Here is a 23,772-nt window from a genome sequence, read left to right as displayed (position 1 = left end):
TTCTCGGGGGTGTGGGAGTTCCGGCCGGAGCCGGTTCAGTCGAGCGGGTCTACGGTGCGGACCTCGACGCCGAGGTCCCGGACGGCCCGGAGTTCGCTCTCCGGGGTCCCGGTGTCGGTGACCAGCAGGTCGTAGCCGCTGACGTCGCCGTAGGGATAGGTGGCGGTGCGGCCGAACTTGCTGTGGTCGACGGCCAGTACGGCGCGGTCGGCCGCCTGGAGGTACGCCTGCTTGGTCTCGGCGTACTCGCGCACCGGGTGGAACAGCCGCCCCTCGCGGACCGAGGTGGCGGTGACGAAGGCGACGGTGGCGCGGATGTCCTGCAACTGGCGCCGGGTCTGCGGTCCGGCGCAGGACTCGAAGTCCTCGTAGTAGCGGTCGCCCAGCAGCGTCACCTCGGCCGGTGACGCCGCCAGCAGGTAGGTGATGCGCAGCGAGTTGGTGATCACGCGGATCCCGTCGACGTCGGCGAGCCGGCGGGCGAGGGGGAAGAGCGTGGAGCCGCAGTCGATCAGCACCGTGTCGCCCGGGGAGACCTCCGCGGCGAGGGCGTCCGCGATGGCGGACTTGATCTCGACACGGGCGTTCTCCCGGAAGCGGAGCGCGCTCTCCATGGCGACGTTGGAGAAGGCCGTGGCCACCCCGCGCCCCTTGCGCAGCAGCTGCCGCTCGTGGAGGTTGTCCAGGTCCCGGTGCATGGTCATCACGCTGACGTGCATCCGCGCGGCGAGTTCGGAGATCCGGATCTCGCCCTCCTGCGCGACATGGCGCAGCACCGTCCGGCGGCGCTCCTCCACCTCGGCCTCGGAGCCGCGACTCGCTCTCATCGTGGGCACCCCCCGTTCGTCGTCCGGCGGTCTTCGCCGTGGCCTCACCCTAGAACATCACACACTTTATGTGAAGCTCTTGAAATTCTCTGTGAGCTTGTTCAGTCTGTTGGCCACGCTCGGGCGAAGGCCCGGCCCGTCAGGAGGTCCCGCAGTGCTGCCCATGTCCTCGGAGCGCATCTCGCCGCCGCCCCGCCCCGCCGTACTCGGGATCCCCCGGGCCCTCATATGGGGTTATGTCGGCGTCCTGCTCTTCATGATCGGCGACGGTGTGGAGACCAGCTATCTGCCCACGTACTTCAAGACCGATCTCGGCTTCGCGGAGGCGAGCGTCGGCGTCGTCTTCACCGTCTACGGCGTCACCGCCGCGGTGGGCGCCTTCCTGGCGGGCGGGCTCTGCGACCTGTGGGGGCCGCGCCGGGTCATGACGGCCGGCGCCGGCTGCTGGGCGGTCTGCCACGCCCTCATGCTCGCGGTCGCCGTCCCGGCCCATTCCTACTGGCTGATCCTGATCACCTACGGCCTGCGCGGCTTCGGCTATCCGCTGTTCGCCTACGGGTTCATGGTCTGGATCATGGCGGGCGCCCCGGAGCGGCAGCTCGGTAAGGCGCTCGGCTGGTTCTGGTTCTGCTTCACCATGGGCTACCCGGTGCTCGGCTCCGTCCTGGTCTCGCTCCTCAAGCCCGCCATCGGCTTCTACGGCACTCTGTGGGTGTCCCTCGCGATGATCACCGCCGGAGCCCTGGTGGTCCTGCTCCTGCTGCGCGACCGCGCCGGGTTCCAGGGCCTGTCCAGGGGACCGGAGCGGGCCGGCCTGTCGCGGACCTTCATGGGCTGCCTCACGGTGATGTTCGCCCGGCCGCGCGTCGGGATGGGCGCGCTGGTCCGGCTCATCAACACCACGTCCCAGTTCGGCGTATGGGTCTTCCTCCCTCTCTTCCTCGTCGACCGGATCGGCTTCAGCACCCAGGAGTGGGCCTCCCTGCTGATCGTGATGATGGTCAGCAACCTCGCCTGCGTCGTGCTCTTCGGCGCGCTCGGCGACCGGTGGAGCCGGCGCAAGACCGTCGCCTGGCTCGGCGGGGTCGTCTCGGCGCTCGCCTGCCTGGCGCTGTACTACGTCCCCGAGACCGCCGGCCACGACTACCCGCTGGTCGCGATCGCCGTCGGCGCGCTCGGCGTCGGCATGGCCGGTTACGTCCCCCTGCCCCCGCTCATGACGGCCCAGGCACCGGAGCGCAAGGGCCAGGTCATGTCCGCGTACACCCTGGGCGCCGGCGCCAGCATGGCCCTCGGCCCGCTGATCGGCACGGTCTTCCTCGGCGTGCTCGGCATCGGGGGAGTGCTGGGGATCTACGCCGCGCTGCACCTGCTCAGCACCGTGCTCGTCCTCCGCATGAAGACGCCCGCTCCGCGGCCGGAATCCGGCGGCCCCGTCCCGGCGGCGCACCCGGAGCCCGAGGTGACCACGGGCGGCGTGCGTTAGCGTGTTCGACGCCGGTGCCCGGAACGTCCGCGGCGCCCCGAGACGACGCGTTCCGGTACGCCAACGGCCCTGCCGGAGAAGGAGATTGCGGTGTCCGAAGAGAAGCGCGACAGCGCCGATCGCGACGGGTTGGGCGGCGGCCCCTGGTGGGCGGGCCTGGGGCCGGTAGGAGGTGCCGTGCTCATCGTGGCCGGCCTCGCCCTCGCCCTGTTCTTCTTCCTCTTCCTCGGCCGGTCCGGCTCGGAGCAGCACCTGAGGGTGCTCCTCGGGGCGGGCAAGATCGTGGCCATCGGGCTCGTACTCGTCGGCACGGCGCTGATCGCGCGCCGCCGCGGCACCCACGAGACCGATGCGGACGGGAACCCGCCGGGCGGGGACGACGGGACGGGGTGAGCCGGCTCACCGGCGGTGCGCCACCTCATCGGGGAGCGGACGGGGGTGACCGCGCCGGGTTCCCTGGCGCGGCGGCCGAGGATCTGAACGTTGGCTGAACAATCGGCGGTCATGGCATCCCGGCGGGCGATCCGGCTATCTGGCACTCCGAACGGTGAGTTCCACCAGGGAGGCTTCGTCCATGGCCAGCACCACCTCGACAGCGACCGCGTCCGCAGCGCACACGGGCGGCGGGCTGCTCGCCCGCACCGGGACGCGGCGCCAGGACCGGGAGGTCCGGCCGGTGTACGCCAGGTTCGGGCTGCCGGTGATCCTCGTGGTGGCGGCGGTGCTGTTCACCTGGGACATCCAGCACAGCGCGTTCCACGCGTTCTACGCGGAGACCGCCCGCAGCATGGCCGAGAGCTGGAAGGCATTCCTGTTCGGCGCGTTCGACCCGGGAAGCTCGATCACGATCGACAAGCTGCCGGGCTTCCTCTGGCCGCAGGCGCTGTCCGCGCGGATCTTCGGCTTCCATCCGTGGGCGCTGACCCTGCCGCAGGTCATCGAGGGCCTGCTGAGCGTGGTGTTCCTGCACCGCGCGGTGCGCCGCTGGGCGGGGGAGCACGCGGCGCTCCTCGCGGCGGGGGCGTTCGCGCTCACCCCGGCGATCGCCGGGCTGTTCCGTACGGCGGTCGAGGACCCGGCGTTCACCCTGCTGGTGATCCTGGCCGCGGACGCCACGCTGCGCGCGGCCCGCGAGGCCCGGGTCCGCCCGCTGCTGGCGGCCGGGGTGTGGGTCGGCCTGAGTTTCCAGGCCAAGATGCTGGAGGCGTGGGCGGTGCTCCCGGCGCTCGGCCTGCTGTACCTGATATCCGCCCCGACGGCGCTGCGCCGCCGGCTGGCGCACCTGACGGTGGCGGGCGCGATGTGCCTGGCGGTGTCGGCGTCGTGGGTGCTGCTGGTGGCCGTGACCCCGGCCAAGGACCGCCCGTACATCGACGGGACCACCAACAACTCGGCGGTCAGCCAGGTCGTCGGCTACAACTTCCTCAACCGCTTCTCCAGCATCCACATCAGCGCCGAGAAGACCGGCAGCGTCGCCGTGTCCACCATGGCCGGCACCGCTCCGGCGACCCCCTCCGGCCACAGCCGGCCCACCGCCGCGCTGTGGGTCAAGATGTTCGGCCCGTCGCTGGCCTCGCAGGTCGGCTGGCTCTACCCGACGGCGGCGCTGGCCGCGGTGTGCGGCCTGGTGTGGCGGCGCGGCAGGCCGCGTACCGACCCGCTGCGGGCCGGATTCGTGCTGTGGGGGGTGTGGCTGGTGACGTACTTCCTGGTGTTCAGCGCCGGTTCGATCGGCGGCCACACGTACTACATGGGCGTGGTGGCGGTGCCGCTGGCGGCGCTGTTCGGCGCCGGTACGGTGCAGTTCTGGCGCGCCTGGCGTCGGGGGGGCCGGGCACGCGCCTGGGCGCTGCCGGCGGCGGTGGCGGGCACGGTGGGCTGGTCGGCGTTCGTCTCGGTGCAGTTCCCGACGTTCCTGCCGTGGCTGACGCCGGTCGCGATCACGCTGGGGGCGGGCGCGCTGGCCCTGCTCGCGCTGTCCCGGAAGGACGCCGGGGGTACGCGCCGGCGGATGGCGCTGCTGGGTCTCGGCGCGGGCCTCGCCGCCATGCTGCTGCCGTCCGCCGCCTGGGCGTCGACGGTCCTGAACCCGGTGTACGGCCACTCCGGCATGGGCTCGACCGGCCCGGTGGCCGTCCGACGCCATACCGCGCCGCGGCACCCGGCCCCCGACGCCCGGAAGGCCGCCAAGTCCCCCGACGGGGCCTCGCTCGACGAGAAGCAGCGCCGGCTCCTGGCGTACACCCGGGCTCACCAGGACGGCGCCGACTACGTTTTCGCGACGACCAGTTGGCGGACCGCCTCCCCCTACATCCTCGCCGCGGGCGCCAAGGTGCTCCCCATGGGCGGCTTCACTGGCACCGTGCCCACCCCCACCGAGGCAGCGTTCCGCCACCTCGTCGCCACCGGCCGGCTGCGGTACGTCCTGCTCGGCGGCCCGGGGACCACCGAGGGCCGCGCCATCGCCCCCTGGGTGCGGGCCCATTGCCCGCGCGAGCCCGGCACGACGGCGCAGCTCTACCGCTGCTCGCCGTCCTCGGCCGGCCGATGAAGCGGGACCGATCCAGCACATCCTCGCCGAGGCGCTGCGGCTGCTGCCCGTCTCGTGGGACATCCTGCGGGCCGGGTACCTCCTCGAACTGGTCCGCAGGGACGGCCTGACGGTGAGCCCCGGCCAGACGGTGGGCACGGTCGCCCCCGACGGCCTGATGGAGGTGGCCGAGGTGTGCGCGACGCGCCGCTGACCGCGGGCCCCTGGCGGGCCGTACGGCGGCCCACCGGGCGCACTCGCGCGTGCCCGGTGGGCCGGTCCCGTAGCTCCTGCGGCCGGTCAGCCGGCCGCGATGACGTTGGTGGCGTCCATCGCGGGGCGCAGGGCACGGGCCAGCCGGACGGCGTCGCCGACGGCCCAGAAGTGGACGAAGAACAGCCGGGGTTCGTCCGTCAGGCCGTGGTTGTGCAGCTCGACGAGTTCGGCGCCGGCCCGCCGCAGCGCGGCCAACACCTTCTGCACCTCCTCGGCGATCATCGCGCAGTCGCCGCTGACCGCGGCCCGGCCGTCGCCCAGCGGCTGGAAGTTGAGCGCGGTGGTCGATCCCAGTCCCGGCGGCAGCACCAGGTCGCCGTCGGTGATGCGCTCGCGGCGGACGAAGATGCACTTGAAGATCTCGCCGTCGACGGAACCCTTCGCCCCCAGCGCCTCTTCGACGCCGTCGGTGTCCAGGTCGACGGGGTTCTCGATACCGGGCGGCAGCGGGAGCGGGGTGCCGGTGCCGTCGAACGCCGCGCGCAGTCCGCGGGCGAGGTGCGCCGGGTCGTGGCCGTGCCCGTGGACGTGCAGCCACCAGACGGAGGGCCGCTGGGCGAGGAGGTGCTTGTGGAGGGCGGTCACCGCGAGGCGGTGCTTGTGCAGGGTGTCGCAGAACCGCTGCAACTCGTGCTCGGTGACCACCAGGTCGCCCATCACGAGCGAACTGCCGTCCTCGTAGCGGACGAAGGCGACATGCGATCCCAGGGCGAGTGCCGGTTTGACGGTGACGCGGTCGGAGACCACGCGGAGGTCCCGGCGTGGGAATCCGGTGTGGTACATCGTCTTCTGCTTCATGTCGCCCAGACCGCCCAGGTGTGCGGCCACGCTCGCCCAGTCCGACTGGGTGGTGTGCACCGGCTTGATCAGGCCGTGGCGGCTCGTCCCGGGCGGCGCGCTGGCCGGGACGCGCGCGGGGCCCAGGGCGCGGGCGGGGGCCGGCGCCGCCGCGGCCAGTGCCGGGGCCAGTGCCGCCGCGGCCAGTACGCGCCGCCGCGGGCTCCCCGCCTGCGGGTGGATGTCCTGCTGTGGGTCTCCAGTAATCACCTGAGCACCTCCATGACATGACGAGATGACAGCCTGACGCAGCAGCATGGCGGACCGGCGGCGACGATACGTCAAATTGGGTCCAAGTGGACCAAAACGGTCATCGTGACGGGGGAGTCGGCCGGGCGCGCCGGGAGCCCCGCGAGCGGGTCGCACCGCGGCTCCCCGGCGCCCGACGCGCTGCCGCCGTCACGCACTCCTGACGCGGCGACCGCCCCGACGATCGACGCGAACGCGGGGCGGGCGGGATCCGGGTGCGGGTCGTTGCCCGACGCCGCTACGGAGCCGGCGACCAGGACCCGGCAGCCCGGGGCCGGCCCGCGGCGGCATCGCTCCACAGCGATGGCCCCGACCTCTCTCAGGTCGGGGCCATCGCGTGGTGCCGGGCGCCGGCTCACTCCGGCGCTTCCGCTCCTACCAGGCGACCGGCAGGCGCTCGGGGATGCGCTTCATGAAGCGGGTGCGCCATACGAGTTGGTCGACGGGGACGGCCAGGTGCAGGCCGGGGGTGCGGGTGATGAGGGCCTCGATCGCTGTCTCGATGTGCTTCTTCCCGAGCGGGACGGCGGGGCAGTAGTGCCCGCCGTAGCCGAACGAGAGGTGAGCCGCCGCGTTGGGCCGGTCGATGTCGATCGTGAGCGGGTCGGGGAACACGTTCTCGTCGGTGTTGGCGGCCTCGACCAGGACGAGGACGAGTTCGCCCTTCCTGATCTCCGTGTCGCCGAGCTGCATGTCCTCCATGGCCAGGCGGGGCAGCCCGTCGGCGATGGACAGGTTCACGCGCAGCAACTCGTCCACGGCCGCCGGTATCTTGCCGGGCTCCGCGCGCAACTGCTCCCACACTTCAGGGTGCTGAAGGAGTGTGAACACCGCCATCGTCAAGGCACCCATGGTGGAGACGACTCCGGCGCCGAACATGGTGACGCCGACAGTGGCGAGCATGGCGTCCGTGAGGTGCGCATAACCGGGGTCACGACGGAGGGCGGCGAGTTCGGCCAGGAGCCCGTCGGTGGCGGGGTCGTTGAGCCGCCCGGTCATATAGGCGATGTCCCTGTCCCAGTTCAGGCGTGCCCCGGCGATGGGGCATGCCGAGTTCATGAACGCGATGTCGAGACTGGACGCCAACAGCCGTGCGTCGTCGCGGGGGATGCCGAGGATGTGGCAGTGGAGGTGTTCGGCGTAGGGGCTGGCGAACTGCCCGCGCAGGTCGACCGGCGGGCCGTAGTCGAGGATGCCGTCGACGAGGTGGGTGGCGTGGTCGGTCATCCACTCCGTCAGGCCGTCGGCCTTGGGATTGATCGCCTTGAGTACGGCCTTCCGCAGACCGGCGCCGGTGATGTTGCCCATGTTGTTGACCACCTCGGGCGGGATGGTCAGCGCGTACTGCCGGGGAACGCCGGGGGCGGACGTGTCCTTGAGGCTGAAGCGGGGGTCTTCGAGTACCTGCTTGCACAGTTCGTAGGAGGAGACCAGCCACGCCTCGTCCCCGGCGATGGTGCGCACCCGCGTGACCGGGGTGGCGCGAAGCCGCTCGATCTCCGGGGGGAGGCGGTCCCCGCGTGGGGAGAACGGGAAGTCGATCAGGGTCGGGGCGGTCGTCACTGGTCGCGTCCTTCGGTGAGGGTGCCGGCGGGGGTTATCACGGCGTGGCCCTGGTTGCGTGTGGCGCGCAGACCATGCCCGCGTGAGTAGAGGAGATCGGCCATCGGCAGTGCCTGGTGGTAGCAGTTGAGCGAGGAGGGGACGCCCATGATCGCGGGGGTGTCGATGAACAGCGGCGCCTCGGCGCAGATGTAGTCGAGGCAGACCTGACGCTGACGGTCCGTGGGCTGCTGCCCGTTGAGAACCCTGCTGGTGAGGAACTGGACCACGAGCTGATCACAGACGCCGCGGAACGCCGGGTCGGTGGACAGTCGATCGTCGAGGCTCTCGCGGATGACGCGATAGGCGGGGATGTCCAGCAGCGCGGACATGGGGCGCCCGCGGAGCCTGGTGCCGTCCGGGTCGAGCGCGGCAACGGCGGCGGTCACCTTGGCCCGTACACCGCGCAGGTTCTTCACGGCCTTGCGCTGGGCGTCGACGGCCGGATATCCGAGCGCCTCGTACATGTCGGCGACATGCAGATCCGTGTAGACGAGATCGACCTGACGGAAGTTCTCCACCCCCCAGGAGGCGAGGCTGAGGACTCGCTGATGGGTGAAGTAGGAGTTCCCCGGAGAGATGCCGATGACGGCGTGATCACCTTCGTCGGTGATGACTTGGCAGTGCGGGGTGTACGGACGGACGTGAAAAATCTCGGTCGCTGTCGTCAAGAGACGATGTCCCTACGTGCCGCTAGTCCCTGGGAACCCCGTGTTCCCGGTGTGGCGGCGACACCGAAAACCTACCCGACTGTCGGTTCTGGATGGTACCGAACCAGGCGGTAACTCGCAGGTCAGGCGCCTGGTTGAGTTCATATGGCGTTCACAGGAGCGGCCGGTGATCGCGCGTGAACGCGTCGCGACGCTGCTCAGGCCGACCCCTCGGGCCGGGGAAGGCCCGGCGCGGCCCGGCGGGTGAGCAGGTGCGCATGGTGGCCGGTCGGTCCGCCGGGTCGCGACGGCGACCGACCTTGAACAGCCCCCGGGACCGTCGATACGTGGGGATGTTCAGGCGCTGTGGCCGAGGTGGACGAGGGGGCGGGACCAACTGCGCAGCTCCGCCTTGTCCTTGAAGTTGCCGATGCTGGTGTCCATCGGGGTGTCGGTGTACTGGTGGAACAGCCACGGGTGCCGGATGTCGGGCTGCCCCGGCTTGCCGTTGTATTCGGCGATCCACAACCCGTCGCCGGCGAAGGACGTGGTGTCGCGGTTCTCCCAGAAGTCCCGGTCGCAGTAGAGGAGCGTTTTGTGGCCGGGGGCGGACGTCTGTACCTGCCTGAGCCAGCTGTCCTTCCACGTACCGGAGACGCCCGGGTCCTCCCAGTCGAGAATGAGGATGTCCCCATCGGCCAGGTTGATCCGGGAGAGGAAGTAGTCGGCCTGGGGCTTCATCGGCCCCGGCCGGGCGAAGTGATAGAAACCGGTCACCAGGCCGGCGTTGCGCGCGGTCCTGCGCTGGCCGGTCCACTTGGGGTTCGTGTAGCTGGTCCCCTCGGTGATCTTGATGAACACGAAATCGCTGCCGGATGTCTTGTATCCCTCCGGCTGGGACGACGATACGTCGATTCCTTTGATGGTCATGGCCGTCTTCTTGCTCGCCTTGGTCCATGCCTCCGGGCCGGGGACTTCGCCGCCCGGAGGTCGGTTTCATTCTCCCGCCGTGCCGTGGCCGACGCACCTGGATCACACGCCGGCGGGCGTGGATCCCCGTTGCGACAACGCCCGTTGGTTGTTCCGTCAACCGCTTTCGCCGGGCGCAAGCGCAGCCGCGAACACAGGGGTCAGAAGGCGATCGTCCACCCTTCGCGCCGGCCCTGCTCCTCGGTGTAGGACACTCCGTGAACGTTGATTCCGGCGGGGTCGAGCAGGGTGATCGTGCCGCCGAGGTCGGCGAGTTGGAACCCGTTACCGCCCGGGACGGCGACGGTGGCTCCGGGTGCCACCTGCTGTGCGGGCAGCGGGAGCCGGTGGCCCTGCTGGTCGGCCAGCTGCCAACCCGCCAGTTCGACGGGTGCGGGAGAGGCGTTGAGCAGGGTGACGGACTCGGCTTCCGGTGCCGGGCCGGCGGGCTTGACGAGGGCCGCCACGATGCGCAGCGGTGCCGCACCGGCGCCGGACACCGGGGCCGCGGTCGGAATGGTGTGGCCGGTGGTGTCGTCGGTGTGCCAGGACTGGGACTGGAAGGCGAGGAAGACGGCGACCCACCGTGATTCGGCAGGCAGGTGGATCAGCAGTCCGCCGTCCTGCCAGACCCCGTCGTCGACGCGGAACCGCCCGCTGTTGCCCTGGTTCATGTGCATGTCGTGCACACCGTTGCCCGGCAGGAAGTGAAAGACCTCGTCGGGGACGGAGGGTTCGGGGCCGAAGCGCTGGCCGAAGGCGTAGACCTGCATGGTGGGATCCGCGATGGCGCGTTGTACGTAGTGGTCCAGCAGGTCGGCGAGATCGTTGTTCGCGCCGGGGAGGTCCGCCGGCAGCACCCGCATCGAGGACGGGACGAACATGTTGCCGCGGATGTAGTCGAGGCTGGTGCTGCCCGACCGGGACGGCAGCGTCGTCCAGCCGGAGCCGGCGGCCGGAAGGAGCTGCGTCAGCGGATGGCGGAAGTCGTCATCGGCCAGGTACAGCAGCTCGGGCGGGGACTGTTGGGACAGGACGTTCACCGCCGCGCGGTAGTGGGTGCCGGCGTTGTCGGTGAGGTGGATCTGGTAGTGCGGGGTGCCGGTGCTTCCCTCGCGGCGCCGGTCGACGGCGCGGCCCGCCAGTACACCGTAGAAGTCGATGGGCATGGTGTCGCCTCCGAGCCGGGGCGGCCCCCGGGCCGGGGGCTATGCGGGCTGCAACTGCTCATGGAACGCCTTCCGGGCCACGTCGTCGTCGGCGGGGAGGATGGCGCCCCGCCACGCCTCGGCTCGTGCTTCGGCGTCGGCGGGCCCGGCGGCACGGCCTGCCGGGCCGGGGGCGACGAGATGCGCCGCGTACGGCGACCGGGGGTGGGCGGCCAGTACTTGCACCCGGCCGTCGCCGGAGCCGCGCGGGGCGACCGGAACCACCGCGACCGGCAGGCCCTTGGGGCCCGTCACGAACAGCTGGAAGTCGTCGTAGCGGAAGTGGTCGATGTCCACGATCGGCTTCGGGTAGTGGTGGTAACCCGCCGCCGTCGGCAGGACCCCGGTGTGCGCGCCGGCGGGCAGCGGCACCGAGGCGTTGAATATCGAATCCGTCCACTCGGCCACCTGGTCGGCGGTCTGTATCGGGGTGTTGAGCAGCCGTTCGCCGTCGTCGTAACCGAGGCTCACGTAGCCGGGCAGGGTGTCCGGGAAGGCCGCGATCACGCGCAGGGCGTATTGCCGCATGCGGTCCACCTTCGCTGGGTCCGCGCAGAACTGCGCCGACCACTCGATGCCGAGCGGCAGGATGATGCACATCCAGCCCTTGGTGTCCTTGAGCCACATGCCGGCCCCGTGATGGTCCTGATACGGACCGGGCGCGAACGGCCAGTCGTCCATCGTGCCGACAAGTTCATTCATCAACTTGCGGCTTGCCACGAACTGCGGGCTGTCGGTGCGCGGGGGGTGGTCCGCCACGGAGATGGTCCATGGCTCGTCTTCGTGTTCGGTGTGTGTCGATGGCGCGGTGTTCATGGTGATCTCCACGGGGGCCTGGGAAAGCCGTGACGCGTGAATGCGCTTGACGCGCGGGCTTGATGTGCAGGAGAGGGAACCGAGTCCCGTGGTGCCGCATTCATCCGGTACGCGTGAGAATGGCACTATGGGGGAGATTTTACGCCTGCTGCGGGGGCGTCGGAAGGGATGTCTGCCTGGGCCAACTACCCGTTGACGTACCGGTCGGTGGGGTGTCGCGCGAGCGCGGGGCCACGGTCGCTCAGGCGCCGGGGGCGCCGGTGCGGAGGCCGTCCATGACGAGGTCCAGGAGGCGGCCGGCGCGTGACTGCCAGTCGCCGTGCGGGTCGAGCTGCCAGAGGCCGGAGATGGCGAGCAGGAAATCGTCGGGGGTGACTCCCGGGCGGAGGGTGCCGGCCTCCTTGTTCGCCGCCAGCAGGAGGGAGACGGCCGAGGTCAGCGGGCCGTGGGCGAGCCCGACGAGCGTGCCGTGGGTGCCGACGGCCTTGCGTAGGGCGGCGGCAAGACCCGCCTTGGCCATGGCGTATTGGGCGAGCCGGTCCATCCATTCCCGCAGGGCCCGGTCGGGCGGCTGGGTGGCGAGGAGGTGGGCGGCGGCGTCGCAGACCTGCTGGACCTCGTGGCGGTAGACCTCCAGGACGAGCGCCTCGCGGTCGGGGAAGTTGCGGTAGAAGGTCCCCTGGCCGACGCCCGCCTTCTTGGCGATGGCGCTCAGCGGGGCGTCGGCCGCGCGCGTCAGCTCGGCCAGTGCCACTTCCAGGATGCGGTCGCGGTTGCGCTGTGCGTCGGCGCGCAGCGGTGCGCCGTGAGGGCGTTGCACTCGTCCTCCTTCCTGGATTCGCGGCCGGTCCGGTCCGGTCCGGTCTTGATGAGTCTTCCCGGTGGGCGGTCTCGGCGAGCGGTCTCCATGGGCAGTCTTGATAAGCGGACAGCTGTCCGGTAGGTTTCCGGGGTAGTGGACAGGTGTCCGCTTAAGGCCACCATAGCGGCAGACGGGGCGGTGGATACGGCCGGTTGGAGTGCCGGGGCCCCCGCGGTCCGGCCGCCACCGCGCATCCGGCGGCCGGTGCCCGCTCCGGCGCCGCTGGGCACCGCACCACGCCCTCCCTTCCCGTAGTCCGCACGGCCCTGGGATCGCCCCGCCCGGGGGCGTTCGTCCGGGGGGCACGCACCACGTCCTGGTCGACCGCGGCGGGCATCACGCCGGCGCCCGCCGCGCCCCCTTCACGCGAAAGGAGGCTGATCATGGCCCTATCGACGGCCGGCGCCATCACCCTGAACATCAACGGCGAGAAGCACACGCTGCCCGTCGACCACCGCACCACACTGCTCGACGCGCTGCGCGAGCGCCTCGGCCTGACGGGCACGAAGAAGGGCTGCGACCAGGGGCAGTGCGGCGCCTGTACGGTGCTCGTCGACGGCCGCCGGGCGGTCTCCTGCCTCCAGCTCGCGGTGGCCGCCGAAGGGCGGGAGATCACCACCATCGAGGGCGTCGCGGACGGCGCGCGGCTGCACCCGGTGCAGCAGGCGTTCCTCGACCTCGACGGCTACCAGTGCGGCTACTGCACACCGGGGCAGATCTGCTCGGCGATCGCGGTGATCGAGGAGCACGCGGCGGGCTGGCCCAGCGCGGCCACCGCCGACGTACGGCCCGAAGCCGGGGTGCCACCGCTGACCGCCGACGAGATCCGGGAGCGGATGAGCGGCAACCTGTGCCGGTGCGGCGCGTATGTGGCGATCGTGCAGGCGGTCACGCGGGCCGCGGCGGACACCGGGCGGCCGGCGGACGCGGAGAACGCGGAGGATGCGGCATGAGGGAGTTCGGCTATCGGCGGGCATCCGACGTCCAGGGCGCCGTCGCGCTGCTCGGCGCCGAGCCCGAGGCGCGCTATCTGGGCGGTGGCACCAATCTCGTCGACCTGATGAAGACCGGGGTCGAGCGGCCCGCGCTGCTCGTCGACGTACGGGAGCTGCCGCTCGACCGGATCGAGGCCACGGACACCGGCGGGCTGCGGATCGGCGCGACCGTCACCAACAGCGATCTCGCGGCCCACCCCGAAGTCCGGCGCCGCTACCCGGCGTTGGCGCAGGCCGTGCTGGCCGGCGCCTCGGGCCAGCTGCGCAACATGGCCACGGTCGGCGGCAACCTGCTCCAGCGCACCCGCTGCGGCTACTTCACGGACGTGACCAGGCCGTGCAACAAGCGGCTCCCCGGCAGTGGTTGCCCCGCCGTCGAGGGCGAGCACCGCAACCACGCGATCCTCGGAGCCTCCGCGCACTGCGTGGCCGTCCACCCCTCCGACATGGCGGTGCCGCTGGCCGCCTTCGATGCCGCGGTCGCCTACGAAACGGCCGACGGGCCGGGCGAGTTGCCGCTCGCGGAGTTCTACCGCCCGGTGGCGGACACCCCGCACCTGGAGACCGCGCTGCCGGCCGGTGCGCTCATCACCGGCGTCACCCTCCCGCCGGCCCCGGTCGCTGCCCGCTCCCGCTACCGCAAGGTGCGTGAGCGCGCCTCGTACGCCTTCGCCATCGGGTCGATCGCCGCCGCCCTCGACGTCCGGGACGGCGTCGTGCACGAGGTCCGGCTCGCCCTCGGGGCGGTCGCGTCCCGGCCCTGGCGGGCCCGGCAGGCCGAGCGGCTGCTGACCGGGGGACCGGCGAGCGCCGAGGCGTTCGCGGCCGCCGCGGACGCCGAGCTGGCAGCCGCCCGGGCGCTGCCCCACAACGGTTACAAGGTGACACTGATGCGCAACCTCGTCATCGCCGTACTGTCCGAGCTGTCCCAACCGCCCGCGGCATCAGGAGCGTCCGGGGCGGCAACCGACCGGAGCGGGGAGGCCGCCCGATGACGACCACGACCACCGGACGGCTCGCGCTGGTGGGGGCCGTCGGCACCGCGCACACCCGCGTGGAGGGCCGGGACAAGGTCACCGGGGCGGCCCGCTACGCCGGCGAGATCCCGTTCGCCGAACTCGCCCACGGCTGGCTGGTGTTGTCCACCATCGCCCGCGGCCGGATCCGTGCCGTGGAGACCGCGCCGGTGCTGGAGATGCCCGGCGTGCTCACCGTGCTCCACCACGGGAACGCCCCGCGCGTCGACGGGGACTACACCGGCCCCATGGGGCCGCCCGACCCGGCGATCCTGGTCTTCCAGCACGACCGGGTGCCGTGCGCCGGCTGGCCGGTGGCGCTGGTCGTCGCCGAGACCTCCGAGCAGGCCAGGGAGGCCGCGGAGGCGCTGGTGGTGCGGTACGACGAGGAGCCGCACGACATCGCGTTCGCGGCCGGGCGCCCGGGTACGTACACCCCGGCGGACACTCCCCGTGCGGCGGCGGAGCGGCAGAAGGGGGACCCGGTCGCCGAGTTCGCCGCGTCGGCGGTCGTGGTGGACGCGGAGTACACCACACCCGAGGAGCACCACAACCCGCTGGAGCCGCACGCGGCGGCGGCGCACTGGGACGACGGCCGGCTCGACGTCGTCGACTCCAACCAGGGCAGCGTCTTCGTGGCCCAGGAGCTGGCGAAGCTGTTCTCCCTCGACCCGGGCGCGGTCCGGGTGCGCTCCGAACACGTCGGCGGTGCCTTCGGGTCCAAGGGGACCCGTCCGCACCAGGTGCTCGCGGTGATGGCGGCGACCGTCCTGCACCGTCCGGTCCGCGTCGTGCTGACGCGACGTCAGATGTTCTCGCTGGTCGGCTACCGCAGCCCGACCGTGCAGCGGGTCCGGCTCGGCGCCGACCCCGACGGGCGGCTGCGGGCGCTCGACCACGAGGCGCAGAACCTCACCTCGACCCAGCGGGAGTTCGTCGAGCGCAGCGCGGACCCGGCGCGGGTGATGTACGACGCCGACGCGCACCACACCGTCAACCGCGTGGTGCGGCTCGATGTGCCGACCCCGACCTGGATGCGCGCCCCGGGCGAGGCGCCGGGCTCGTTCGCGCTGGAGTCCGCGCTCGACGAACTCGCCGAGAAGTGCGGGGTGGACCCGATCGCCCTGCGCATCCGCAACGAGCCCGCCGCGGGCCCCGTCTCCGGGCTGCCTTTCAGCAGCCGCAATCTGCTCGCCTGCTACGAGGAGGGCGCCCGCCGGTTCGGCTGGGCGGACCGGGACCCCCGTCCGGGCATCCGCCGCGAGGGGCGCTGGCTGCTCGGGACCGGTATGGCGGCGGCCTCGTTCCCCTCCGGGGCCGCCCCGTCCACGGCGTCCGTGACGGCGGAGGCCGACGGCACGTTCACCGTGCGCATCACCGCCGCCGACATCGGGACCGGCGCGCGGACCGCGCTGACCCTGATCGCCGCGGACGAGTTGGAGGTGGCACCGGACCGCATCCGCATGAGGATCGCGGACAGCGACTTCGGACCGGCGATGATCGCCGGCGGCTCGATGGGCACCCGTTCCTGGGCCTGGGCGGTCACCGTCGCGGCCCGCGCCTTGCGTGGCCAACTCGCCCTGGGCGGCGGCGTTCCGCCGCAGGGGATCACCGCGCGGTCGGACACCGCAGAACTCATCGGCGCGCTGCCGGCCCGGGAACGGCACTCCTTCGGCGCCCAGTTCGCCGAGGTGGCCGTGGACGTCACCAGCGGCGAGGTGCGGGTACGGCGGATGCTCGGCACCTTCGCCGCCGGCCGGATCGTCAACCCGCTGACCGCGCGCAGCCAGCTCATCGGCGGCATGATCTGGGGGCTCTCCATGGCCCTGCACGAGGAGGCGGTCCGCGACGAGGTCTCGGGCGGCCACGTCGGAGCGGACCTGGCCTCGTACCACTTCGCGTCGAACGCCGACGTACCGGTCGTCGAGGCGGACTGGGTGGACGACCCGGACGACGAGGACCCGGTCGGCATCAAGGGAATCGGCGAGATCGGCATCGTGGGCGCCGCGGCGGCGATCGCCAACGCGGTCTGGCACGCGACCGGTACCCGCCACCGGCACCTGCCGATCCGCCCGGACCGCGTCCTGCGCGCGACCCCCGGCCCACAGCGGCCGACCACCTGAGAAGGCCCTCGCCCACGGGCCGTTGGGGTGGCGCGCCGTGTCCCCGATGCCCTCCTCGTCGCGCCTGAGCCCGGCGCCTTCCGTCCCGCCCACCGCCGGTCGTGTGGCGCCCCGCACGCACGGGGCGCCACCGCGACGTCGCGAACCCGGGCAGGTGTACCGCGGCTGCCGACCGGCCTCGGCGCGGCGACGGTGCGGCCGGCGACGGGCGGACGGAGTTGACGCCCCGGGGTGCGCCCGGGTTTCCTGCTGCGATGTCTGACCTGCGCATCACACAACCGGACGGCGACGCCGGGTTCGCGGACTGGCGGCACGTCCACAACGCCGTCATCCCGACCCATGTGCTGTCCCTGGACGACGTCAGGGAACGCGCCCGGAGGAACCACCTGGAGGTGGCCTATGTCGGGGACGTCCTCGTGGGGTGCAGCACCGTGCGCCCGCCGGTGGACGACCCGTCGACCGCCACGGTGATCGCACGGGTGCTCGCCGCGCACCGCGGCCGGGGGTTCGGCGAGGAACTGTATGCGCGCGGTCTGCGGCGGGCGCGCGAACTCGGCGCCGAGGCGGTCGAGACCGTCGTGCTGTCCTCCAACGAGGACGGTCTGCGGTTCGCCCTGAAGCACGGTTTCGCCGAGACGGAGCGCTATCTGCTGCCCGGTGACACCACCCCCTGGATCGACCTGCGGCTCTCCTGAGCACGGGGCGCCGGTGGCGTGCCGACCGGGGGCCGCTGGCGGCGGCCGGCCGCCAGCCTTCCTGGCAACGCCCTTTCGGGCACGGTGCGAAGGAGGCCGCGGTCGTCAACTGCCATGGTTCCCGTGCCCGTTCGCCGTGGCGGGGGAGCCGCCCATCATTCCCAGCATCGCCCGGCCGCCGGTGCGGAGGAACCGCACCAGAAGGGCGGCGGCGAGGAGGAGGAAGGCGATGTTGAGCCAGCTGGTGTAGTTCCAGGAGACGCCCTCCATGGGGACCCTGGCACGGGCCTGGTCGGGGACGAGGCCGAGGGCGCGGAAGGCGAACTCCACGACGTAGCCGGCGGTGACCATGGCGGCGTAGAAGGTGCCGAGGAGGAAGAGCGCCATCCGGCCGCCGTAGTACTTCCGGTAGATGTGGAGGATGGGCAGGATCAGCAGGTCGGCGAAGACGAACGCCACGACGCCGCCGAAGCTGATGCCGCCCTTCCACAGCACGACCGCCAGCGGCACGTTGCCGATGGAGCAGACGAACGACGCGATGGCGACCAGCGGGCCGATCAGCGGCCCCCACACCGCGGACGCCAGCGGATGGCCGGCGAAGAAGAAGGAGCGCCAGAAGGAGTCCGGCACCCAGGCGGCGATCGCACCGGCGACGACCAGGCCGGCCACCAGGTCGCGCAGGATCGCCGCCCACTCCATGACGAAGACGTGCGCGGTGGCGGTGAACCCCTCGGGGGAGAACAGCCGCCGGGCGAACGAGCCGGGGCGCCGTACGGACATGTCCATCGCGGCATGGCCCTCCATCGAGCCGGCCAGCCCGCGGTCCGCCTGCGCGCGCGCCTCGCGCAGCAGTTCCGAAGGCAGCAGCAGCCGGAACAGCACCGCCAGCGCGACGATCATGATGGTGCCGCCGGCGAACTCCGCCGCGGTGAACTGCCATCCCATGAGCAGGGCCAGGATGACGCCGAGTTCGACGACCAGGTTGGTGGAGGCGATCTCGAAGGCCATCGCGGCGGTGAAGTGCGCGCCCTTGCGGAACAGCGAGCGGGCGAGCGCGACCGCGGCGTACGAGCAGGAGGACGAGGCGACGCCGAGCCCGGCGGCGATCGCGAGCGTGCGGGGGCGGTCGTCGCCGAGCAGCGCGACGACGGTGGACTTGCGAACGAGTGCCTGGACCACGGCGGACAGGGCGAAGCCCAGGATCAGCGCCCAGGTGATTTCCCAGGCCATGGAACCGGCGATCGACAGGGCGTGCAGTACGGCATGCATGGGTGAAGCCTTACCCTCCGGACCGCGGATGCCGCCCCCGGGACACGCCCTCCCCGCGAGCCGGTCGCCCGTACGCGGCTCGTGCCGATCTTGGGCCGGGGGCCGCGACCTGCTGGAGTGGCACGGTCCGGGGCGGCGGTCGTAGCGTGTCGGCAGAAGGGCAACGACCGCCCCGCGGGGGAATGCTCGTACCGTGACGAACACCGCACCCTGCGTCGCAGCCGGTGGCCATCCTTGCGAAGCGGCGGAGGAGCGGATATGCGAGCCCACAGAACGACGGCAGCACTCATGGTCTGTGCCGGGGCGGCACTCGCGACGGCCACGGCGGCGCCCGCGTCCGCTGCCCCCGGGCCGCCCCCGCGAGCCCGCGTGGCGGTCGTCGACTGCACCGGCAACACCCAGGTCCGCCCCGGCGAGTTCATGCTCGCCTGCGGCGACGGGAACAACGTCCTCACCTCGCTGCGCTGGGCGCGGTGGCAGCCGCAGGCCGCGGTCGCCGAGGGAACGGACATGGTCAACGACTGCAAGCCGTACTGCGCGGCGGGCCACTTCCACGGCTATGCGGTCAACGTACGCTTCGCGCACCCACAGCAGCGGACCGGTCACCCTGGGCAGTGGCACTTCACGCAGGTGACGCTGACCTACTCCGGCAGCCGTCCGGCCAACACCCCCGACGTCGTCACCTCCCGGCTCTGGGGCTGACCCGCGCCACCGCTCCGGCCGCGCGGTGACCTCAACCGGCCCGCCGGGTGGAGCAGTTCACCGCCGGGGACGGAATGTCGCCCGCACTCCTGGCTGCCGGCGGCGGGGTCGTGCACGGAGGGACCGGCGGCCTGTGGGCCGGTGGCCGGGGCGCGCCCGGCCACCGGCTCGCCTCCTGTCTCAGAGGGTGCGTCCGAACAGGTCCAGCAGTGCGCTCCAATGGCGCGTGTCCGCCTCGGCGTTGTAGGCGGCGGTGTCCTTCTGGGTGTATCCGTGGTGGGCGCCTTCGTACAGCTCGCTGCTGTAGCGCACCCCCGCGGCGTCCAGTGCCTGCTCCAGGGTCTTGATCTGCTCGACCGGCATCGACGCGTCCTGGTCGGCGTGGCCGAAGTACAGCTCCGCCGTGATGCGGTCGGCGAGCAGGTGCGGGCTGTCCTCGTCGTCGGTCACCAGCCGTCCGGTGTGGAAGGCGCCCACGGCGGCGACCCGGTCCGGGAAGGCCGCCGCGGTGCGGACCCCGAGCGCGCCGCCCATGCAGTAACCGGTGGTGCCCACGGGGCCGTCGGCGACCAGCGGCGAGGCGGCCAGCCAGTCCAGATAGGCACCGGCGTCCCGGACCGCCAGCTCGGGGGTGAAGCTCTGGATGAGCGGCATGAGCTGCCCGAAGATCTCGGGCCGCTCGGACGGGTCGATGTGCTCGGGCAGTTCCACCAACGGGGCGCGCCCCGCGCGGTGAAGGACGTTGGGGACCAGCACCGTGTATCCGTGCCCGGCCAGCCGCCGGGCCATCTCCTGCAACGAGGGGCGCAGCCCGAAGGCGTCCATGTAGAGCAGGACTCCGGGGTGCGCCGCGCCGTCGTCGGGATGGGCGAGATATGCGTCGGCGGTGCCGTCCGGTACGGGGATGTCGAGGGGTACACCGTTCACAGTTGCCATGTCCGTACCTTTCATCAGGTTTCCCGGCGGGGCGCGAGGGGCGCGGCACCGGCGCGCCGGCTGCGATGCACGGCGCGGATTCCCCCACGGTAGCCCGCGCCGCGCACGCCGCCCGACGGGGGAGTGGCCCGGTGACCGGCTTCGGCCGCACCCCGGCCGAGCACTCCCGAGCCCGAACCGCCCCGGAGCCGGCACCCCGTCAACCTGCCTGGCACCGAAGCCCCTTGACCATCCGCTCCGTGCCTCACTCCTGCGGTTCGCGCGCCGCCGCCACGATCCGCTCCAGGGCCGCGGCGTGTCGCTGGAACGCCCACCGGCCGTGCGCGGTGAGCCGGACGTGGGTGTGCCGCCCCGTGCGGTTGCGGGTCTTGCGCACCTCGACGTAACCGGCCTCCGCCAATGCGGCGACCTGCTTGGACAGGGCCGAGTCGCTGGTCCCCACGGTGTCCCGCACGAAGCCGAACTCCGCCCAGTCGGCCGGAGCCAGCAGCGCGACGACCGAGAGCCGGGCCGGTACGTGCAGGAACTCGTCGAAGTCCGGGTCCATCAGGCGTGGCCGTCCCGGCGCGTGAGGGCCTTGACGATCGGGCGGGTCGCATACCCGGCCACCAGGGTCGCCACGGCGGCGACGGCCCCGGCGACCATGCCGGGCTCCGGGAGCCCCAGCAGCCGGGCGCCGATCCCCGCCGCCACGAGGATCACGATGACGAAGCCCGCCACCCACAGCGAGAACGCCCACTCGGCGCCGGACGGCTTCCGGCGGACCGGGGCGCGCCGCTGCTGCACGAGCAGTGTGCCCGTCATCAGGCCGCTCGCCGTCAGGAGGGTGACGGTGCGCCAGGGGTTCGGCAGATCGAAGGCCGCACTGAAGCCGAACACGGTCAGCGCGGTGACGAGCGTGTAGGGGAGCTTGGAGCCGTGGCGCACATAGGCGTCACGGGTCTGCTCCTGGTGGTGGTGTATGGCGTCGAGCGCGGTCCGCGCGTCGTACGAGGTCATGGGTCCCCCTGGTCATCCTGGTCGTCCGAGGTACTTGCTCATGGAGAAAGTACCACCTTCTTTCCTTGCGAGAAAGAAGGTGGATGTCCCGGGGGACCCCGCCGCTGAGGGCGCTCAGGCGGCCCGCTCGCCGGGGCCCAGCCGCTCGAAGGAGACCGGGAGTTGGTCCGGGCCGCGCAGGATGGCGTTCTCCCGGTACGGCGGCGGATCGGCGATCAGACGCGGTGACGCCAGCCGGCGGGCCAGCGCGGTGAGCGCGATCTGCGCCTCCGCACGGGCGAGGGTGGCGCCGATGCAGTAGTGCAGGCCGCCGCCGAAACCGAGATGGGTGTTGTCCCGGCGGTCCGGGACGAACCGGTCGGGGTCCGGGAAGCGGCGCGGGTCGCGGTTGCCCGCGGCGAGCATCAGCCGGACCCTGGCGCCCCGCGGGATGGTGGTCCCCGCGATGTCGATGTCGGCCAGCGTGCTGCGCCCGGACATCTGCACCGGCGGGTCGTAGCGCAGCACCTCCTCCACGAGCGGGGTGGCGAGGTCGGGTTCGGCGCGCAGCCGGGCGAGGGCGTCGGGATGGCGCAGCAGGGCGAGCGTGCCGTTGGCGATCAGGTTGACGGTGGTCTCGTGGCCGGCGATGAGCAGCAGGCCGAGCGTGACCCGCAGGTCCACCGGCCCCATCCCGCCCCCCGGACCCGTGCCGGACATCAGGCCGGAGAGCAGATCGTCACCCGGGGCGGCCCGGCGCCGCGCGATGAGACCTTCGAGATACTGCACCAACTCCTCGCGGGCCTGCTGGAGTTCGCGGAGTTCCTCCTCGGTCTGGGTGTCGATGGGATCCAGTCCGCGGGTGAGCCGGCGGGCCAGGCCGCCGAAGACGGCTTCGTCCTCGCGGGGTACGCCGAGCAGTTCGCAGATCACCGTGACCGGCAGGGGGTAGGCGAGGTCGGCGACCACGTCGAGTTGCCCCGGCTGTTCGCCGCGGTGCGCGTCGAGAAGCCGGGCGACGAGGGTTTCGAGGTGGTCGCGCATGCCCATGATGCGCGGGATGAACTGCCGGGTGACCAGGTGGCGCAGCTGGTCGTGCCGCGGCGGGTCCAGGACCAGCAGGCTCCTGAACGCGGGCGGCGGTGCGTCGGGGTTGAGCCGGTCGGCGCTGATCCGCGGATCGTGCAGCAGCTGCGAGATCTCCTGGTGGCCGCTGACGAGCCAGGTCCCGTCGTGCATGCGGGTCACCGGCTGCCGGAGCATCCGCGTGTAGTACGGGTAGGGGTCGGCGCGGTTCTCGTACCGCAGGACGTGGGTGAACAGGCCGGTGGCCGTGTCGGGCAGGGTGGTGGTCATGGGGGTGCTCCCTACGGGTGGGCGGTCGGGGCCGGGGTGGCGGCTGCCGGGGCGTGGGTGTCGTGGCCGCGCACGCCGCCGGGCTCGTCCCTGGCCGGGCGCGCGAACTCCGCGTCGACGGGCCGGAGTTGCGGCGGTCCGTCGGGCGCGTTGAGCACCGGCGGGAACGGTGCCCCGGCCTCGATGAGCGCGGCGTAGCCGTCCAGGACGCGCGGCGAGTCCACCGCGACGGCCGCGACCAGCCGGCCGCGGAGTCCGTAGGCGGCCACGAACCGGCGCTGGTCCAGGGCTCCTTGGGTGACGGCGACCTGGTCGGCGAGGTGCGGCAGTCCCACGGACTTGAGGTTGACCCCGAACTGGTTGGACCAGAAGGCGGGCAGCGCCCGGTGGACGCGGTGGTTCGGCGAGGCGTGTGTCATGTTGTACGCGGCGGTCCGCGCCTGCGCCACGGCGTTGTCCCAGTGGTCCAGGCGCAGCAGCTGCCCGGGGAAGCGCGGGTGCGGCCAGCGGGCGATGTCACCGGCGACGAAGACGTCCTCGACGGCCGCCCCGTCGGCGCCCAGCGCCCGGCAGCCGCCGTCGCACACCACCCCGCGGTGGTCGGCGGCCAGCCCGGAACCCGCCAGCCACTCGGTGTTGGCCGGCGCGCCGGTGGCGACCACGGCCACCTCGGCGTCCACCGCGGTGCCGTCGGACAGCCGGGCGCGGCGCAGCCTGCCGTGGGCATCGCCTTCCAGCGCACGGACCGTGGTGTGCAGCCGCAGGTCCACCCCGGCGGCGCGGTGCCAGCCGGTGGCGACACGGCCGATCACGCCGCCCAGCGCGCTCGCCAGCGGGGCCGCGCCGCGCTGCACCACGGTCACCTCCAGCCCCAACTCCCGGCAGCCCGAGGCTACTTCGCCACCGGTGAAGCCGCCGCCGATGACCAGCACCCGGCGCGGACCGGTGGCCAGCGCCGCGCGCAGCCGGTCGGCGTCGTCCCGGCCGCGCAGCGTGTGCACACCCGCCAGGCCGCCGCCGGCCGCGTCGGGCCACGGCCGGGCGCGGGTGCCGGTGGCGATCAGCAGCCGGTCGAAGTCCACCCGCCGCCCGTCGGCCAGCACCACTTGGCGGCCGGGTATGTCCAGCCGGGTCGCGGCGGTGCCCAGCAGCCACCGCGCGTCGATGTTCCGCACCCGGGGCAGGGTGATGCGGTCGGTGGTCAGCCGGCCGGACAGCACCGCCTTCGACAGCGGCGGCCGGTCGTAGGGCTCGTGGGGCTCGTCGCCGACGAGGGTGAGTTCCCCGCCGAACCCCTCGTCCCGCAGCGCCTCGGCGGCGCGCAGCCCGGCCAGCGAGGCGCCCACCACGACGATGCGGCCGGCGTCGGCCCGGCGGGGCGTGCTCATGG

General features: G+C 72.4%; 22 protein-coding genes. 8 read left to right on the top strand and 14 right to left on the bottom strand.

Features of this window, described 5'->3' with window-relative positions; translation table 11 throughout:
- Positions 1-35 precede the first annotated feature (35 nt).
- Positions 36-827 (bottom strand): DeoR/GlpR family DNA-binding transcription regulator, encoded by a 792-nt coding sequence (locus tag GR130_RS23780; RefSeq protein WP_159506579.1) that lies wholly within the window; start codon positions 825-827, stop codon positions 36-38.
- 163 nt (positions 828-990) lie between these two features.
- Between GR130_RS23780 and GR130_RS23775 the strand changes: the two genes are divergently transcribed.
- The 3 genes from GR130_RS23775 to GR130_RS23765 all read left to right on the top strand — a co-directional run bounded on the left by GR130_RS23775 (position 991) and on the right by GR130_RS23765 (position 4,864).
- Positions 991-2,313, top strand: a complete 1,323-nt coding sequence (locus GR130_RS23775) for an MFS transporter (RefSeq protein WP_159506578.1) — start codon at positions 991-993, stop codon at positions 2,311-2,313.
- Between the two features lie 90 nt (positions 2,314-2,403).
- A complete protein-coding gene (locus GR130_RS23770) occupies positions 2,404-2,706 on the top strand; it encodes a hypothetical protein (protein ID WP_159506577.1) in 303 nt (100 codons plus the stop codon).
- Positions 2,707-2,887: 181 nt separating this feature from the next.
- Positions 2,888-4,864 (top strand): ArnT family glycosyltransferase, encoded by a 1,977-nt coding sequence (locus tag GR130_RS23765; protein WP_159506576.1) that lies wholly within the window; start codon positions 2,888-2,890, stop codon positions 4,862-4,864.
- 279 nt (positions 4,865-5,143) lie between these two features.
- Here GR130_RS23765 and GR130_RS23760 read toward each other — a convergent pair whose 3' ends face one another.
- From GR130_RS23760 to GR130_RS23730, 7 genes are all read right to left on the bottom strand, one after another.
- Positions 5,144-6,166: a DUF1259 domain-containing protein gene (locus GR130_RS23760; RefSeq protein ID WP_236573412.1), complete on the bottom strand. Its 1,023-nt coding sequence runs from the start codon at positions 6,164-6,166 to the stop codon at positions 5,144-5,146.
- A gap of 414 nt (positions 6,167-6,580) precedes the next feature.
- On the bottom strand, positions 6,581-7,768 hold the full coding sequence (locus GR130_RS23755) for a cytochrome P450 (RefSeq protein WP_159506574.1): 1,188 nt from the start codon (positions 7,766-7,768) through the stop codon (positions 6,581-6,583).
- The gene (locus GR130_RS23750; protein ID WP_159506573.1) at positions 7,765-8,478 is read right to left on the bottom strand and encodes a tRNA-dependent cyclodipeptide synthase; all 714 of its coding nucleotides are present in this window, start codon (positions 8,476-8,478) and stop codon (positions 7,765-7,767) included. The genes GR130_RS23755 and GR130_RS23750 overlap by 4 nt, the downstream gene beginning before the upstream one ends.
- A 336-nt stretch (positions 8,479-8,814) precedes the next feature.
- Positions 8,815-9,387 carry a glycoside hydrolase family 25 protein gene (locus GR130_RS23745; RefSeq protein WP_159506572.1) on the bottom strand — a complete coding sequence of 191 codons (573 nt, stop codon included), beginning with the start codon at positions 9,385-9,387 and terminating at the stop codon, positions 8,815-8,817.
- Positions 9,388-9,587: 200 nt separating this feature from the next.
- Complete coding sequence (locus tag GR130_RS23740) at positions 9,588-10,595, bottom strand: DUF2278 family protein (RefSeq protein WP_159506571.1); 1,008 nt, start codon at positions 10,593-10,595, stop codon at positions 9,588-9,590.
- Between the two features lie 39 nt (positions 10,596-10,634).
- Entirely contained in the window at positions 10,635-11,450 is an 816-nt protein-coding gene (locus GR130_RS23735; protein ID WP_159506570.1) for a DUF6424 family protein, read from the bottom strand.
- Positions 11,451-11,691: 241 nt separating this feature from the next.
- Positions 11,692-12,270: a TetR/AcrR family transcriptional regulator gene (locus tag GR130_RS23730; protein ID WP_159506569.1), complete on the bottom strand. Its 579-nt coding sequence runs from the start codon at positions 12,268-12,270 to the stop codon at positions 11,692-11,694.
- A 425-nt stretch (positions 12,271-12,695) separates the two neighbouring features.
- Here GR130_RS23730 and GR130_RS23725 point away from each other — a divergent pair, with 425 nt between their 5' ends.
- From GR130_RS23725 to GR130_RS23710, 4 genes are all read left to right on the top strand, one after another.
- On the top strand, positions 12,696-13,265 hold the full coding sequence (locus tag GR130_RS23725) for a (2Fe-2S)-binding protein (RefSeq protein ID WP_159506568.1): 570 nt from the start codon (positions 12,696-12,698) through the stop codon (positions 13,263-13,265).
- Positions 13,262-14,302, top strand: a complete 1,041-nt coding sequence (locus tag GR130_RS23720; RefSeq protein WP_159506567.1) for an FAD binding domain-containing protein — start codon at positions 13,262-13,264, stop codon at positions 14,300-14,302. The genes GR130_RS23725 and GR130_RS23720 overlap by 4 nt, the downstream gene beginning before the upstream one ends.
- Positions 14,299-16,446, top strand: a complete 2,148-nt coding sequence (locus tag GR130_RS23715) for a xanthine dehydrogenase family protein molybdopterin-binding subunit (RefSeq protein ID WP_159506566.1) — start codon at positions 14,299-14,301, stop codon at positions 16,444-16,446. The genes GR130_RS23720 and GR130_RS23715 overlap by 4 nt, the downstream gene beginning before the upstream one ends.
- A gap of 254 nt (positions 16,447-16,700) precedes the next feature.
- The gene (locus GR130_RS23710) at positions 16,701-17,141 is read left to right on the top strand and encodes a GNAT family N-acetyltransferase (protein WP_159506565.1); all 441 of its coding nucleotides are present in this window, start codon (positions 16,701-16,703) and stop codon (positions 17,139-17,141) included.
- A 105-nt stretch (positions 17,142-17,246) separates the two neighbouring features.
- On the opposite strand, the gene GR130_RS23705 is transcribed toward GR130_RS23710, so the two are convergent.
- Positions 17,247-18,410: a permease gene (locus GR130_RS23705; RefSeq protein ID WP_159506564.1), complete on the bottom strand. Its 1,164-nt coding sequence runs from the start codon at positions 18,408-18,410 to the stop codon at positions 17,247-17,249.
- A gap of 258 nt (positions 18,411-18,668) precedes the next feature.
- Here GR130_RS23705 and GR130_RS23700 point away from each other — a divergent pair, with 258 nt between their 5' ends.
- A complete protein-coding gene (locus GR130_RS23700) occupies positions 18,669-19,112 on the top strand; it encodes a hypothetical protein (protein ID WP_159506563.1) in 444 nt (147 codons plus the stop codon).
- Between the two features lie 180 nt (positions 19,113-19,292).
- On the opposite strand, the gene GR130_RS23695 is transcribed toward GR130_RS23700, so the two are convergent.
- The 5 genes from GR130_RS23695 to GR130_RS23675 all read right to left on the bottom strand — a co-directional run bounded on the left by GR130_RS23695 (position 19,293) and on the right by GR130_RS23675 (position 23,770).
- On the bottom strand, positions 19,293-20,048 hold the full coding sequence (locus tag GR130_RS23695; RefSeq protein ID WP_159506562.1) for a dienelactone hydrolase family protein: 756 nt from the start codon (positions 20,046-20,048) through the stop codon (positions 19,293-19,295).
- 244 nt (positions 20,049-20,292) lie between these two features.
- Entirely contained in the window at positions 20,293-20,595 is a 303-nt protein-coding gene (locus GR130_RS23690) for a transcriptional regulator (protein ID WP_159506561.1), read from the bottom strand.
- The gene (locus GR130_RS23685) at positions 20,595-21,047 is read right to left on the bottom strand and encodes a hypothetical protein (protein ID WP_159506560.1); all 453 of its coding nucleotides are present in this window, start codon (positions 21,045-21,047) and stop codon (positions 20,595-20,597) included. The genes GR130_RS23690 and GR130_RS23685 overlap by 1 nt, the downstream gene beginning before the upstream one ends.
- A gap of 114 nt (positions 21,048-21,161) precedes the next feature.
- The gene (locus GR130_RS23680; RefSeq protein ID WP_159506559.1) at positions 21,162-22,382 is read right to left on the bottom strand and encodes a cytochrome P450; all 1,221 of its coding nucleotides are present in this window, start codon (positions 22,380-22,382) and stop codon (positions 21,162-21,164) included.
- Positions 22,383-22,393: 11 nt separating this feature from the next.
- Positions 22,394-23,770, bottom strand: coding sequence for an NAD(P)/FAD-dependent oxidoreductase (locus tag GR130_RS23675; protein ID WP_159506558.1), 1,377 nt, complete (start codon positions 23,768-23,770; stop codon positions 22,394-22,396).
- Between the last annotated feature and the right edge of the window lie 2 nt (positions 23,771-23,772).

This window comes from Streptomyces sp. GS7 (assembly GCF_009834125.1).
Lineage (GTDB): Bacteria > Actinomycetota > Actinomycetes > Streptomycetales > Streptomycetaceae > Streptomyces.
Note: the sequence above shows the minus strand (reverse complement) of the source record. Positions and strands in the feature narration are given on the sequence as shown.